This is a genomic window from Brenneria salicis ATCC 15712 = DSM 30166 (assembly GCF_003315515.1).
In the GTDB taxonomy this organism is placed as follows: domain Bacteria; phylum Pseudomonadota; class Gammaproteobacteria; order Enterobacterales; family Enterobacteriaceae; genus Brenneria; species Brenneria salicis.
Map to the genome: position 1 here is coordinate 15,237 of NZ_QNRY01000044.1, position 14,541 is coordinate 29,777.

The 14,541-nt window shown below is 52.2% G+C and carries 13 protein-coding genes; 5 read left to right on the forward strand and 8 right to left on the reverse strand.

The annotated features are described in order from the left end of the window. Window positions 1-41: 41 nt before the first annotated feature. Entirely contained in the window at window positions 42-923 is an 882-nt protein-coding gene (gene cysM / locus DES54_RS15195) for a cysteine synthase CysM (RefSeq protein ID WP_113868816.1), read from the forward strand. A 53-nt stretch (window positions 924-976) separates the two neighbouring features. On the opposite strand, the gene DES54_RS15200 is transcribed toward cysM, so the two are convergent. Both DES54_RS15200 and DES54_RS15205 read right to left on the reverse strand, forming a co-directional pair. Further along, a complete protein-coding gene (locus DES54_RS15200) occupies window positions 977-2,929 on the reverse strand; it encodes a MacB family efflux pump subunit (RefSeq protein WP_113868818.1) in 1,953 nt (650 codons plus the stop codon). 3 nt (window positions 2,930-2,932) lie between these two features. Then, window positions 2,933-4,072: an efflux RND transporter periplasmic adaptor subunit gene (locus DES54_RS15205; RefSeq protein ID WP_427846355.1), complete on the reverse strand. Its 1,140-nt coding sequence runs from the start codon at window positions 4,070-4,072 to the stop codon at window positions 2,933-2,935. A 237-nt stretch (window positions 4,073-4,309) separates the two neighbouring features. Here DES54_RS15205 and DES54_RS15210 point away from each other — a divergent pair, with 237 nt between their 5' ends. Together DES54_RS15210 and DES54_RS15215 are read left to right on the forward strand one after the other, a co-directional pair. After that, window positions 4,310-4,990 (forward strand): response regulator transcription factor, encoded by a 681-nt coding sequence (locus DES54_RS15210; RefSeq protein ID WP_113868821.1) that lies wholly within the window; start codon window positions 4,310-4,312, stop codon window positions 4,988-4,990. Between the two features lie 2 nt (window positions 4,991-4,992). Beyond that, window positions 4,993-6,336 (forward strand): ATP-binding protein, encoded by a 1,344-nt coding sequence (locus tag DES54_RS15215; RefSeq protein ID WP_113868823.1) that lies wholly within the window; start codon window positions 4,993-4,995, stop codon window positions 6,334-6,336. An 86-nt stretch (window positions 6,337-6,422) separates the two neighbouring features. Here DES54_RS15215 and crr read toward each other — a convergent pair whose 3' ends face one another. The 5 genes from crr to cysZ form a co-directional block, all read right to left on the reverse strand. Continuing rightward, the gene (gene crr / locus DES54_RS15220; protein ID WP_113868825.1) at window positions 6,423-6,932 is read right to left on the reverse strand and encodes a PTS glucose transporter subunit IIA; all 510 of its coding nucleotides are present in this window, start codon (window positions 6,930-6,932) and stop codon (window positions 6,423-6,425) included. 159 nt (window positions 6,933-7,091) lie between these two features. Continuing rightward, on the reverse strand, window positions 7,092-8,819 hold the full coding sequence (gene ptsI, locus DES54_RS15225; protein ID WP_113868827.1) for a phosphoenolpyruvate-protein phosphotransferase PtsI: 1,728 nt from the start codon (window positions 8,817-8,819) through the stop codon (window positions 7,092-7,094). Between the two features lie 50 nt (window positions 8,820-8,869). Beyond that, window positions 8,870-9,127 carry a phosphocarrier protein Hpr gene (gene ptsH, locus DES54_RS15230; protein WP_009114311.1) on the reverse strand — a complete coding sequence of 86 codons (258 nt, stop codon included), beginning with the start codon at window positions 9,125-9,127 and terminating at the stop codon, window positions 8,870-8,872. Between the two features lie 431 nt (window positions 9,128-9,558). After that, window positions 9,559-10,527 (reverse strand): cysteine synthase A, encoded by a 969-nt coding sequence (gene cysK, locus DES54_RS15235; RefSeq protein WP_113868829.1) that lies wholly within the window; start codon window positions 10,525-10,527, stop codon window positions 9,559-9,561. 151 nt (window positions 10,528-10,678) lie between these two features. After that, window positions 10,679-11,467 (reverse strand): sulfate transporter CysZ, encoded by a 789-nt coding sequence (gene cysZ / locus DES54_RS15240; protein ID WP_113868831.1) that lies wholly within the window; start codon window positions 11,465-11,467, stop codon window positions 10,679-10,681. A 221-nt stretch (window positions 11,468-11,688) separates the two neighbouring features. On the opposite strand from cysZ, the gene zipA reads away from it, so the two are divergent. After that, window positions 11,689-12,651, forward strand: coding sequence for a cell division protein ZipA (gene zipA / locus DES54_RS15245; protein ID WP_205680230.1), 963 nt, complete (start codon window positions 11,689-11,691; stop codon window positions 12,649-12,651). 127 nt (window positions 12,652-12,778) lie between these two features. Next, window positions 12,779-14,032 carry an L-methionine/branched-chain amino acid transporter gene (yjeH, locus tag DES54_RS15250; RefSeq protein WP_113868837.1) on the forward strand — a complete coding sequence of 418 codons (1,254 nt, stop codon included), beginning with the start codon at window positions 12,779-12,781 and terminating at the stop codon, window positions 14,030-14,032. A gap of 55 nt (window positions 14,033-14,087) precedes the next feature. Here yjeH and ubiK read toward each other — a convergent pair whose 3' ends face one another. Further along, entirely contained in the window at window positions 14,088-14,369 is a 282-nt protein-coding gene (gene ubiK / locus DES54_RS15255) for a ubiquinone biosynthesis accessory factor UbiK (protein ID WP_113868833.1), read from the reverse strand. Window positions 14,370-14,541 lie beyond the last annotated feature (172 nt).

Consider the following 14,541-nt stretch of genomic DNA (forward strand, 5'->3'; position numbering starts at 1 on the left):
GTCTGTTCCGCAGGCATCGGACGTTTTGCAGGAATCTATTTATGACTACGCTTGAGCATTATATTGGTAATACCCCGCTGGTGAAGTTGCAGCGTTTGACGCAGGGATTGGACAGTGAAGTCTGGCTAAAGCTGGAAGGCAATAACCCAGCGGGATCGGTTAAGGATCGCGCAGTGCTTTCCATGATCGAGCAGGCGGAAAAACGCGGCGAGATCAGGCCCGGCGACCGACTGATTGAAGCGACGAGCGGCAATACCGGTATCGCGCTGGCGATGATTGCGGCGGTGAAAGGTTACCGCTTGCGTTTGCTGATGCCGGAAAATATGAGCTATGAACGTCAGGCCGCGATGCGCGCTTATGGCGCGCAGCTGGTGCTGGTAAGCCGACAGGCAGGAATGGAAGGGGCGCGTGATTTAGCCGAGCAAATGGTGCGCTCAGGCGAAGGCAAAACCCTCGATCAGTTTAATAATCCGGACAATGCGCTGGCGCATTTTCTTACCACCGGCCCGGAAATCTGGCAACAAACCGCGGGTAAGCTGACGCATTTTGTCTCTAGTATGGGCACCACCGGCACGATTTCCGGCGTCAGCCGCTATCTGAAGCAGCAGAATCAGGCAATTTGCACCGTGGGGCTGCAACCTGCGCCGGGGAGTCATATCCCCGGTATCCGCCGCTGGGCGGCAGGCTATTTGCCGGGGATTTTCCGCGCCGATCTTGTCGATCGCATCATGGATATTTCACAGTTGCAGGCGGAAAACACGCTGCGTCAGCTTGCCCGACAGGAAGGTATTTTCTGCGGTGTCAGTACCGGCGGTGCCGTATTCGGCGCGTTACGTCTGGCGGCGGAATATCCCGGCAGCATGATCGTGGCAATAGCCTGTGATCGCGGCGACCGTTATTTATCCACCGGTGTTTTTGACTAAACCGCCTTTGCCCCTGAAGCGTATTGTCACGGTATGCAGGGGCGGTAAACGGTTTATTCCCGTTCCAGCGCGTGAATGGGCTCCATGCGTGCGGCGTGACGGGCGGGAAAGAAGCCAAAGATAACGCCAATCAGACTGGAACACAGGAAAGCGGCAACAATGGATGAACCGGAATAGACCATTGAGAAGCTACTGCTGAATTGACCGAATATCACGCCGATAGCCAAAGAAAGCGCCACCCCCAATACGCCGCCAAACAGACAAACCAGCACGGCTTCTATAAGAAACTGCTGCATGATATCGCTGGTGCGGGCGCCGACCGCCATACGTACCCCGATTTCCCTGGTGCGTTCAGTGACTGAAACCAGCATGATGTTCATTACGCCAATCCCGCCAACCAGCAGGGAAATCAGCGCGATCATGGAAATAAGCAATGTCAGGGTGGTGGTGGTTTTTTCTATCATCTGACGGATGCTGTCGGTATTCATGACAAAAAAATCTTTGGTGCCGTGCCGTTGCGTCAGCAGTTGGGTAATGCCTTGTTCCGCCACGCTCATATCGATATTGTCTTTAACCCGAATGGTAATGCTCTTGAGGTAGGATTGTCCGACCATACGTTTCATCACGGTGGTATAGGGCACCCAGACATTCAGATTTTCATCGCTGCCGAATCCGCTCTGATTCTTACTGACCACACCGATAATCCGGCAGGGTAGCGTTCCCAGCAAAATGATCTCGCCAATGGGGTCTTCGCCATGCGGAAAAAGTTTATTGCGGGTATTTTCATCAATCACGGCATCCTGCGTCAGATTGTCAATGCTGCTGAGAGGAAATGTGATGCCGCTGCTGACCGTGTAACCCCGCACGGTAAAGAACTGCTCGCCCACGCCGGAAACATTCGCCGTTAGCGCATTATTTCCATAGCGGAGCGTGACGCTGGTTGAAATGGATGGTGTGACGCTGTGGACATAAGGCTGTTGCGACAAAGGTAAAATATCGCTGGCGCGCAAGGTTTGAATGGCGCTGGCGTTGATATCGCCAAAATCCTTGCCGGGGAAAATTTCCAGCGTACTGGTGCCCATCGCGTTGATATCGGCGAGCACCTGTTCCTGAGAGCCTTTGCCCAGCGCGACCACGGAGACGACCGATGCGATGCCGATGATGATGCCCAGCATGGTCAGAAAGGTTCGCATCCGTTGAGCGTTCATGGCCAGCAATGCCATCTTGAAGGCATCGAAGAAGCGATCCTTTAGTTGATTCAGCGCAGAGGCGGCGGGCTGCGTGGCGGCCTCTTGCAATAGAGGCGGGGAAATCGCGGGTTTTGTCTGGCGATCGGCGATAATCTCCCCGTCGCGTAGTTCAATAATCCGCTGAGCGTGCTCGGCAATTTGCATGTCGTGGGTGACGATAATGACCGTATTGCCTTGCGCATGCAGATCGCCCAGTATGTTGAGCACGTCATTGCCGCTTTGCGTATCCAGCGCGCCGGTTGGTTCATCCGCCAAAATGACGCCGCCGCCATTCATCAATGCCCGCGCGATACTGACTCGTTGTTGCTGACCGCCCGACAACTGGTTTGGGCGGTAATTCAGGCGATGTTCCAGCCCCAGACGGACCAGTAATTCCGCGGCCCGTTGACGGCGAGCCCCACGATCTTTACCGGCATAAATCGCCGGTACTTCGACATTACCTTGTGCGGTCAGATCGCTCAATAAGTGATAGCGCTGAAAAATAAAACCGAAGTGTTCGCGGCGCAGTTCAGCCAGTTGATCATTATTCAGTTGCGCCACCGGGCGTCCTGCGACCCGGTAATCGCCTGCCGACGCTATATCCAGACACCCAAGAATGTTCATCAGCGTGGACTTACCCGAACCCGATGCGCCCACGATCGCGACCATTTCCCCTTGATTGATCGTCAGGTTGATGTTTTTCAATACCGTGACATCTTGTTCGCCGCTGGCGAAGCGCCGGGAGATATCGGTCAGTTGGAGTAATGGTGTGGACATACGTTACATCCCCATTGGCGGCCCGGAGCGGGTCGCTGTCGTCGTGGACGGCTGGCCGATAATCACCTTTTCGCCGGCGGCGAGGCCGGACAGAATCTGGGTGCGGACATTATCGTTCAGCCCGATGGTCACCGCCCGGCTTTCTATCTTTTTATTGGCGTCAACTACCTGTACATACCACTTGCCATCACGCGTGCTCAGCGCGGTCGCGGGTACGACAACGGCGTTTTTAACCGATGACAGCAGAATATAAACCTGAGCCGTCATGGAGATGCGTAATACGTTGTCTGTATTTTGCACATCGAACAGACCGTTGTAGTAGATTGCGCTGCTGGAGGACGTTGTGCTGGTGCTGCTTGATGAGGTCGTGGTGGTGTCATCATCGATAGAGTCTGGCGCCGGTTCAATTGAACTGAGCTTCGCCTCATAGCGTTTGTTCGGTTCACCCAGGATACTGAACCAGACCGGCATACCGGTTTTGACTTTAACGATATCGGCTTCTGAAATTTGCGCTTTGATGGTCATGGTGTTCAGATTGGCGACTTTGGCAATGGTCGGCGTACTTTGCGTCGCATTGACGGTCTGTCCTTCTTCCACCGGAATGGAAACCACCGTACCGTCGATCGGAGAAAGGATCTTGGTATAACCCAGATTGACCTTGGCGGTATTGACGGCAATCTGTGCCTGAACGATCTGGGCGTCCAGCGCGTCAATATTGGCTTTGGTGGCGTCCAGCGTCGCCTTCGCGCTGTCGTAATCGGCCTGTGCGCCAACGCCGCGCTTCATCAGCATTTGCTGACGTTGCCAGCTTAATGTGTCATTACGTAATTCCGCTTGTTTGGCCGCACGCTGCGCCTGCACATTTTTTAGCGCGGCGTCGCTGTTTTTCAGCGCATCCTGTTGGGTCAGATCGTCAATCTCCGCAATCAACTGCCCTTTAGTCACTTTATCGCCCAGCGCGACATGCAGCGCTTTAATCTGCCCTGATGCCTGGGCGCCGACGCTAACCTGTTTTTGTGCTTCGATCTCGCCGTCGGCCAGTACAGTTTGCTCAAGATCAGCCACTTCCGCCGTCGCGGTGATAAAGTCTGGCTCAGGAGAGGATTTGGTTAAAAATAGATAAATAAGCGTAACGATGAGCATGACGCCAATCGTTATCGCAGTACGACGAAAGACTAAAAATCGTGATTGCATCCGGGTAATTTGTCCTTAATGACGATATCGGAACTCAAGTAACTATCAAAGGGGCTAATCTACTCTGAGTAGGTGCAAGTATCGGTAATTTTTTTTACAAAAAATGGTAAGGATTCGGTAAATCCGGCTGCGAAGATTTATTGCAGGCCTGAGAATACACGATACATCTGAGAATGGGGACAGGATATGAAAATCTTACTGGTCGATGATGACGTAGAACTTGGCAATATGCTGGGTGAATACCTGAATGCAGAGGGGTTTGCGACATCAAGAGTTGTGACTGGCAAAGAAGGGATTGATGGCGCGATGTCGGGCGAATACACCGCGATGATTCTCGATGTCATGCTGCCGGACATGAGCGGTATTGATGTGCTGCGGCAGATCAGGAAAAGCCAGCATTTGCCGGTCATTATGCTGACGGCAAAAGGCGACAATATCGATCGCGTGATCGGGTTGGAAATGGGCGCGGATGATTACATGCCAAAACCCTGCTATCCGCGCGAACTGGTGGCCCGGCTGCGGGCGGTGTTGCGTCGTTATGACGATCAGCCAAGCAGCAAGGTGGATGAAAGTCTGGCGGTTTCCGGTGATCTGGTGCTCAATCCGGCGACGCGGACCAGCGAGTGGCGGGGAAAATCTTTTGATTTGACGGCCTCTGAATTCAATTTGCTGGAGTTACTGCTACGTTCACCTGATCGTGTGGTGTCAAAAGATGAACTATCCGAAAAATGTCTGGGCCGTCGGCGTGAAGCTTATGATCGCAGCGTGGATGTGCATATCAGCAATATTCGTCAGAAACTTAGTGCGCTGGAGGGCAATAACATGACCATTGAAACCGTGCGCAGTGTGGGATACCGGATACGTTGACGATGATACGCGGGCGGCTTTTCTGGAAAATACTGCTGGGTTTCTGGCTGACGTTTATTATCATCTCACAATTGCTATGGTTGACATTTTCCTTCTATGGTGACCGCCATCGACCGCTGGAGGAAGTGGCGGTGATGCGCATTGCCAATATGCAGACCGAGATGGTCGCGACGGCATTGCGGCAGGGCGGATTATCTGCGGTTAGCGAAGTAATGCTGTTGCTGCCTGAACGCGAGCGGCACTATATTTCGGTCACCCTGTCGCCGTTACCGGCGGTGGCGACAGCGCCGTCCCCCGAATTTTTGCGGCAGGATGGCCGTGGCGACGCTGATGTGAAGGAGATGATTGAACGGTTGCGCGGGCCGGACGGTGAGTGGTATCAAATTCGCTATGATGTGGCGCGGTTGCGCGGTGAACTCCGTCCGCCGCCGCCGTTGGTGTTTCTGAATGTCCCCGCGCCGCTGGTTTGGATCGCAGGCGTCGGCGGTCTGCTTTTCAGTTGGTTGCTGGCCTGGAATCTGGCGCGGCCATTGAGCCAACTGCGCGCCGGTTTCGGGCAGGTGGCGCAAGGCGATCTGGCCGTGCGGCTATTTCCGTTGATGCGCCGACGACATGATGAGCTTAGTGCGGTCGCGCGTGATTTTGATGCGATGGTCGAGCGCCTGGATGTTCTGGTCAGCACGCGTGAACAACTACTGCATGATGTCTCGCATGAACTGCGTTCGCCGTTGGCTCGTCTGCAATTGGCGATCGGGCTGGCGCGCCAAAATACGGATAACACGGAGAACTCGCTGTTGCGTATAGAGCGGGAGGCGGCACGGATTGATAAAATGATCGGTGAACTGCTGACGTTGTCGCGCACGCAAAATACCGGCGTTGAAGATGAGTATTTTGATCTGTTGGGGTTGGTTAGCGCGGTGGTGAACGATGCCCGTTATGAGGCGCAGGTGCCTGGCGTGGAGATCCTGTTGCAGGCCGATGAGAACGAGGATTATACGGTAAAGGGCAATGCGGAACTGATGCGTCGCGCCATCGACAATGTTGTGCGCAATGCGCTGCGTTTTTCTGAACCGGCCCGGCAAGTGCGTGTGGCGTTGGAGGGTGATGAGAATGAATGGACGATCCGGGTATCCGATCAAGGGCCTGGTGTTGAGAAAAGTAAGCTATCCAGTATTTTCGATCCTTTTATCCGTATCGAATCACCGGTTTCCGGTAAGGGATATGGCTTGGGACTGGCGATTGCCCGCAAGGTGGTACTGGCCCATGGCGGCAGTATTGATGCTGAAAATGGTGAACAGGGTGGATTGACGATCCGCCTGTGCGTACCGCGCTTCCGGCCACTTTGATTTGCGCTGGATAAATATAAACAAAAAACGGCGCCCGATCAGATCGGCGCCGTTTTTGAACTATTAATAACTATCAATAACGATATTTATTTTTTGATACGAATGACTGGTGTTTCGCCCACCACAACGGTGCCGCTCAGCTTAACCAATTCTTTGATTTCATCCATATTGGAGATGACGACTGGGGTCAGGGTTGACTTGGCCTTCTCTTCCAGCAGCGCCAGATCGAACTCAATGATGAGATCGCCTTTCTTCACCCGCTGGCCTTCTTCAGCAATACGTTTGAAACCTTCGCCTTTCAGTTCAACGGTATCAATACCAAAGTGAACGAATAATTCAATGCCGTTATCTGATTCGATGGAAAAAGCATGGTTGGTTTCAAAAATCTTGCCGATAGTGCCGTCCACCGGCGCTACAATCTTATTGCCGGTCGGCCTAATCGCAATACCGTCACCCACGATTTTTTCAGCAAAAACGACATCTGGAACATCTTCAATATTGACGATTTCGCCTGACAGCGGCGCAATGATTTCGATGCTGCCAGTGTCTTTTTTGTCATCAGAAACCAGAGATTTCAATTTATCGAATAAACCCATGATCTTCTCCTAAGCATTAATATCGGGCCAGCTTTTACCCGTCATTTTTCAAGTTGCCGCGACATTGGCATCCCTTAATTCCCCGGAAAGGGATTGAGCTTCCGGGGCGGCGTTCGCTTGCCGCTTGTCTGCGCCCTGAAATTGTCGGGTAGCGCGGAATCAGCAGAGCGTTTTTTCTTTAATGAATCGGCTCACTAGGTTGCTTAACCCTTCAGCTGTCGGTTCGGATAGTGCCTGTTCCGCCAGCGCCTTTGCATCTTCGTAATTTGCATTACGGATAATTTTTTTGATGCTTGGGATAGAGATTGCACTCATGCTGAATTCGTCCAGACCCATTCCCAGTAACAGTAGTGTAGCACGTTCGTCACCAGCGAGCTCACCGCACATCCCTGTCCATTTACCTTCGGCGTGGGATGCGTCAATAACCTGTTTAATCAGGGTCAGGACTGCTGGGGCCATCGGGTTATAGAGATGAGAAATCAACTCATTACCACGATCAACCGCCAGAGTATACTGGGTTAAGTCATTTGTCCCAATACTAAAAAAGTCGACTTCTTTCGCCAGATGGTGGGCAATCGCTGCGGCGGCAGGTGTTTCAACCATCACGCCGACTTCGATGGACTCATCAAAGGCTTTACCTTCTTCTCTCAACTGCGTTTTCAACATTTCCAGTTCGGCTTTCAACTCACGAACTTCTTCTACGGAAATGATCATCGGGAACATGATGCGTAGCTTGCCAAAGCTGGAGGCGCGCAGAATGGCAAGCAACTGGGCATGCAGGATCTCTTTGCGATCCAGACAAATACGGATGGCGCGCCAGCCAAGGAACGGGTTTTCTTCCTTCGGCAGGTCCATGTACGGCAGATCTTTATCTCCGCCGATATCCATGGTGCGCACGATCACCGCCTGAGCGCCAACGGCCTCAGCCACGGCTTTGTATGCCTGGAACTGCTCTTCCTCGGTAGGCAGCGAGTCGCGATCCATAAACAGGAACTCGGTGCGGTACAGGCCCACACCTTCCGCGCCGTTACGTTCGGCACCAGCAACGTCGCGCACCGTGCCGATGTTGGCGCATACCTCAACCTGATGACCGTCCAGCGTGACCGCCGGCAAATCTTTCAGTTTGGCCAGTTCATGTTTTTCAGAAAGATATTGCTGTTGAACGGCCTTGAGCTCTTCAATTATCTCAGTTGTCGGGTTCTGATAAATGTTGTTGTTAACCGCGTCCAGAATCAGGTAATCGCCGTTTTTAACCTGTTTGGTGACATCGGTTGTACCCACGATGGCGGGCAGTTCCAACGAACGGGCCATGATGGAGGTATGGGAAGTACGGCCACCGAAATCGGTGATAAAGCCCAGTACCTTGTCCAGATTCAATTGTGCGGTTTCAGATGGCGTCAGGTCGGTTGCGACCAGAATGACTTCCTCCCGAATGCCGCTCAAATCGACGATAGGCATATTCAGAATGTTCTTCAGCAAGCGCTTGCCGATATCGCGCATGTCCGCCGCACGTTCTTTCAGATATTCATCGTCCAGTTCTTCCAATGCTTTTGCCTGATTTTCAATAACTGAATAGGCTGCGGCATCAGCAGAAGCATGTTCATCTTTAATCAGGGCTATGATTTCCTGCTCAAACTCTTCATCTTCCAGCAACATGATGTGGCCTTCGAAGATGGCTTCTTTTTCTGCGCCCAGGGTTTCGCCAGCCTTGGTTTTAATCACTTCCAATTGCTCGGAGGCTTTGGCCCGCCCAGTCAGAAAACGTTCAACTTCCTGTTCTACCTGATCCGCGGAGATTTTTTTCCGGTTGATGATTATTTCATCTTCTTTTAGTAATAATGCCTTACCAAAAGCAATACCCGGTGATACTAATATGCCTGAAATCATAACCCTACCTTACTCGATTCTGATGCTCACTAAAAAAGCTCGCCTGTCTGTTACTCAAGCTCTGCCATCAGTTTAACCAGATGTTCCACAGCTTTTTGCTCATCTTCGCCTTCTGCGGCGATGGTCACGACCGTACCTTGCGTCAAACCGAGGGTTTGCAACTTGAACAGGCTCTTGGCGCTGGCGCTTTTACCGTTGGAAGTAACGGTGATTTCTGAAGCAAAGCCTTTGGCTTCTTTGACAAACTGAGCGGCGGGACGGGTGTGCAGGCCATTAGGAGCGGTAATAGTCACTTCTTGCTGGAACATTCTGTTTTCCCCAACTTATGGATTAGATTAATGTTGTGGAACTAAAGTCTAGTGTATTCACTGAACTTTAGCCTGTTTGGTTAGCACCTGCGTTCATGTTACAGGGGCAGGCCGGGATGCGGCAAGGAAACAACGAAACCTGTTTCCAGAATAAAATACCATCAAACATCACGATGTTCTTGCATCATTATTTGAATCCGGTTCGAAAAACGATGATTGATTGATCGTGCGTCGGTTTCCATTAAACGATAAAGCGTGATCGTTGGCGGATATTAATTTCGCGCATCAAAATAATTGTCCGGTTAAATACTAAACCTACTCCAGAAAAGCAATCTCTCTCTGGTGGAAAGTTTGAACTAAGCCACAAAAAAGCACCTGAACAGGTGCTTTTTTTACAATCTGGTAACTTTTTGTATCGCTAACAGGAAAGATTACTGTTGCAACTCCTGCTCGGTAAAGAGGTCGGCGAACAGGGCGGTGCTCAGATAACGTTCGCCAGAGGAAGGTAGGATGACGACGATGGTTTTGTCTTCGAACGCTTGTTCTTTCAGAAGATTAAGCGCGGCAGCTACCGCTGCGCCAGAAGAAATTCCTGCCAGAATGCCTTCTTCTTCCATCAGACGACGCGCCGTGCTGATAGCATCTTCGTTGGTGATCTTCTCTACGCGGTCGATCAGCTTGAGATCCAGGTTGTCCGGGATGAAGCCGGCGCCGATGCCCTGAATTTTGTGCGGTCCGGGTTTCAGTTCTTCACCCGCCAGCGCCTGGCTGATAACCGGAGAGTCGGCAGGCTCCACCGCAACGCTGGTGATCGCTTTGCCTTTGGTGTTTTTAATGTAACGGCTGACGCCGGTTAGCGTACCGCCCGTGCCTACGCCGGCAATGAACACGTCAACGGCGCCGTCAGTATCATCCCAGATTTCCGGGCCGGTGGTTTTTTCGTGAATTTCCGGGTTGGCGGGGTTGCTGAACTGTTGCAGCAGCAGGAAACGATCAGGATCGCTGGCGACAATTTCTTCCGCTTTGGCGATGGCTCCTTTCATGCCCTTCGCCCCTTCGGTGAGAACCAGCTTCGCACCCAGCGCCTTGAGCAATTTACGGCGTTCGATACTCATGGTTTCCGGCATGGTCAGCGTCAATTTATATCCGCGGGCGGCGGCGACATAGGCCAGCGCGATACCGGTGTTGCCGCTGGTGGGTTCAACCAGTTCAACACCGGGTTTTAACACGCCGCGTTTTTCCGCATCCCAAATCAGATTGGAACCGATACGGCATTTGACGCTAAAACTAGGGTTGCGGGACTCTACCTTAACCAGAATGCGTCCGTTGCCGATACGGTTCAGACGAACCAGCGGCGTATGGCCGATTGTAAAAGAATTGTCTTCATAGATCTTGCTCATAGCCTGTCCTTATAACGGTATGAAATTTTGGCGAACATAGAGAGAATACTCGTTCGCGCCCGGCAGTGAAGTAAAGAATTGTTATATCGTTATGTTCTTAAGAAATATCTTTTCATTACAATAGACAGAATGATTTCTTGTGCGCCAACATTCATCCTTGTTTTGATATAGCCTGTTTTGGCAGCGTCGCCGACAGACTCCGATAGCGGTCAACCCACAATGCTGTCGCGCCGCAAACCGCGATCGGCATAATCACCAGATTGAGAAAAGGAATCAGAGTAAACAGACTAATCAACGCCCCAAACTGCATATTGACAATTTTATGCTGACGCAATGCCTGTCGCATGGTTTGGAACGCGACCTTGTGGTTATCAAACGGGTAATCGCAGTATTGAATAGCCAGCATCCAGGCGCTGAACAGGAACCAAAGCACTGGCGCCACGGTCTGTCCGATACCGGGAATAAAATAGAGCGCGAACAGCACGGCGGCGCGCGGCAGATAATAGGCCAGTTTCTGGACCTCGCGTTTCATGATGTGCGGGACATCTTTGGCGATGCCGAGAATACCGCTGTCCGGCAACGCTTGTCCGGTCAGGCGGGCTTCCAGTTGCTCAGCCAGCAGGCCGTTAAACGGCGCGGCGATAAAATTGGCAAGCGTGCTGAACAAGTAACTGAAAACCAGCAGGATCGACAACACGGCAAGCGGCCAGATGAGATAGCTGAGCCACTGAAGCCAATTCGGGATATGGGACATCAACTGCGGGATCCAGTCATTGAGGCGAGTGGACAGCCACCAGAATGCGCCGCCCATCAGCACAAAATTCACCAGCAGCGGCAGGATGACGAAACGCCGGATGCCTGGCAATGAAATCAAACACCATCCTGCAACAAAATAGTGGATTCCATTATGCGATTTATTGCTGGGTTTTGTGTAAGACATGTTGTGATTATTCTCAGTCAGTTGTTTGTTAGAGCATCATATCGGTATGATTTTATGCTGACCAGCCTGCATTTGGATGAAAAAACAGCAAAAAAGTGCGTTGTATCTATCTTTATTGTCATAATGTACCGCACAGACTTGCACTTGTGTACGCAGGCAAATAGAGTTAGGTATATAAGTATTTGCCGTGTCGGCAATGTATTGGAACAACTGGGATAGCAATGATGCAGGACTTGCGTCTGATATTAATCGTCGTTGGCGCGATCGCTATAATTGCGCTTTTACTGCACGGCTTGTGGACCAGCCGTAAAGAGCGCTCGTCCCTTTTTCGTGATCGCCCGGTTAAGCGCTTGAAAAAAGAGCGTGATGAAACCCCGCTTGAGGAACTCGATGAGGGCGTGGGTGAAGTGCGCGTCAGAAGCGCGCATGCGCAAAATGAGCCTTCTTTCGGGGCTTATGACGCCAAAGAGCCTTCTCGTGCCGAACCCCGTTCTCCGTTTGAGCGGCCAGTTCAGCCGTCGTCTTCTTACGATCCGTTACTGGGTGAAGAGACGCCCGATGCGGCGTCGCCTCCTCAAGTTCAGCCTGAACACCCGCCTCGCGATGTTGCCGCGCGAACCGCGCCATTGCGTGAGCCTTCTGTTTTCGCCGATGATCCCATGTCTGCTGATGAACCTCGTTTGCCGCATGAAGAAGCGAGGTCAGCATCAATCGATGCTTCTTCTTCGCCTGTTGAAAACAAAAGCGCTGAGCCGGCGCAGCCAAAAGAAGCGGTTCTGGTTGTGCATGTCTCTGCGCATCATGGTGGTGTTATCGGCGGCGAGTTGCTGCTGCAAAGTGTGTTGCAGGCAGGCTTCCAGTTCGGCGAGATGAATATCTTCCATCGTCATGTGAATCCAGCCGGTGCCGGGCCTGTGTTGTTCAGTCTGGCGAATATGGTGAAACCCGGTTCGTTCAACCCGGATGAGATGTCTGAGTTTTCTACGCCAGGGGTGTCCATCTTCATGATGGTGCCGTCTTATGGCGATGCCAGTCAGAACTTTAAACTGATGCTGCAATCTGCTCAGCGCATCGCGGATGATGTTGGCGGCGTGGTATTGGACGATGAACGTCGGATGATGACGCCGCAGAAAGTGGAATCATATAAAGCACGTATCCGTGACGTGCTGAAAGCCAATAACTAATACTTATGCGACGCGATTGCAACCGAAAGCCTCCAGTCTGGAGGCTTTTTTTATCTAGCTTACCTGAGCCAGTGGTTGCGTGCAAATGGGACGGCGTCAGAATATAACGAAAAGAAGGTGAGTGGCGGTGAGTAAGACTCAAGGATTAAAACAGGAACTTGGGGTGATTCAGGGCGTGGGGCTGCTTTCCACCTCATTACTGGGAACCGGCGTATTTGCCGTACCCGCGCTGGTGGCGCAACTGGCGCAACAGGATAGTCTGTGGGCATGGCCGCTGTTAATCCTGTTCGTTTTCCCGATTGCGATTGGATTTGCGGCATTAGGCCAACATTTCCCTCATGCCGGCGGTTCTGCCCATTTCGTCAAGATGGCGTTTGGGCCGCGTCTGGCGCGCGTCACCCGTTGGCTGTTTCTTTCCGTGATCCCTTTGGGGCTTCCTGCGGCATTACAAATTGCGGCGGGTTTCTGGCAGGCGGCGTTAGGCTGGCACGATCTGGGATTGCTGATGGTGCAGTTGCTCACGCTGGGGGGGATCTGGGTGCTTGGGCTACGTAGCGCCGGTTCCAGCGCCAATATTCAAATTATTATCGCCCTGTTGGTGGTCGGTCTGGTGGCGGCTATCTGGTGGCAAGGGGATATCACACCGGCCCACATTCCCTGGCCCGCCATTGCCGAGCTTTCCTGGTCGAATACCTTTAGCTCGCTGGCGGTGATGTTCTGGTGTTTTGTCGGACTGGAAGCGTTCGCGCATATGGCGACGGAATTTCGCACGCCGGAGCGTGATTTTCCACGCGCCTTGCTGATAGGCATGTTACTGGCTGGCGCCGTCTACTGGGGATCTACGGTCGCTGTTTTACATTTTAAAGCTTACGGTGAAGGGATGGCTGCGACCGCTTCCCTGCCGGGCATTGTGGTGCAATTGTTCGGTGAACATGCCTTGTGGATCGCCTGCCTGGTGGGATATCTGGCCTGCTTTGCCAATGTGAATATCTACACGCAAGGGTTTGCCCGGCTGGTGTGGTCGCAGGCGCCGGAAGGAAGCGCGTTGGCGAAATTATCTGACGGGCAAGCGCCAGCGAATGCCTTATCTATCGTAGTGGCATGTTGTCTGGTGTGCTGCCTGCTGATTTACTGGCTGCGGTTGCCGTTGGAAACGCTCATTGTGTACGCCAACGGTATTTTCGTTTTGGTATATCTGCTGTGCATGTTGGCCGGATGGCGGTTACTGCAAGGGCGGGCCAAAGTCATGGCGGCGGTGGGCAGCATTTTATGTTGCGCATTGTTGTTGATGATTGGCTGGAAATCGCTGTATGCGCTGACCATGCTGGCGCTGTTGTGGGTTTTTCTGCCTCGCAGACGAACCGAACTGGTATCCCATTAAAATTAAAGCAATGCCTCCAGCCATTCATCAGAGGAGGCATTGGCGGGCGAAACGATTATTCGGCGTCTGGCGTGAGCGTTGTTTGTTCTGGTGCGGGCAGTCTGGCTTCCAGTTCGCTCAAACGCTGTTCCAGTTGCGCGATTTTTTCGCGGGTACGCAGCAACACCTGGGTTTGAATGTCGAATTCTTCGCGGTTAACCAAATCAAGCCGGGTAAACTGAGACTGCAGTACCTGCCGGATTTTCTTCTCCACATCATCGCCCAATTCCCGGATACCTTTTGGCATGGACTCATGCACTTGACGGGCAATCTGCTCAATCTTCTTCGGGTCAATCATGGCGTTTTCCTGATAGGTTGTGTCGGATAATCATATTGGTAAGTGTAATGCTAAATAACTGCGCCTAATAGTAGATCACTGAAGGGAACTCAATCCGGTTTGAGCGATCTGATCAATCGCCAAATCAAAACAAATCACCAACCGGACTGAGTTATGCCGATCATAGCGTTCA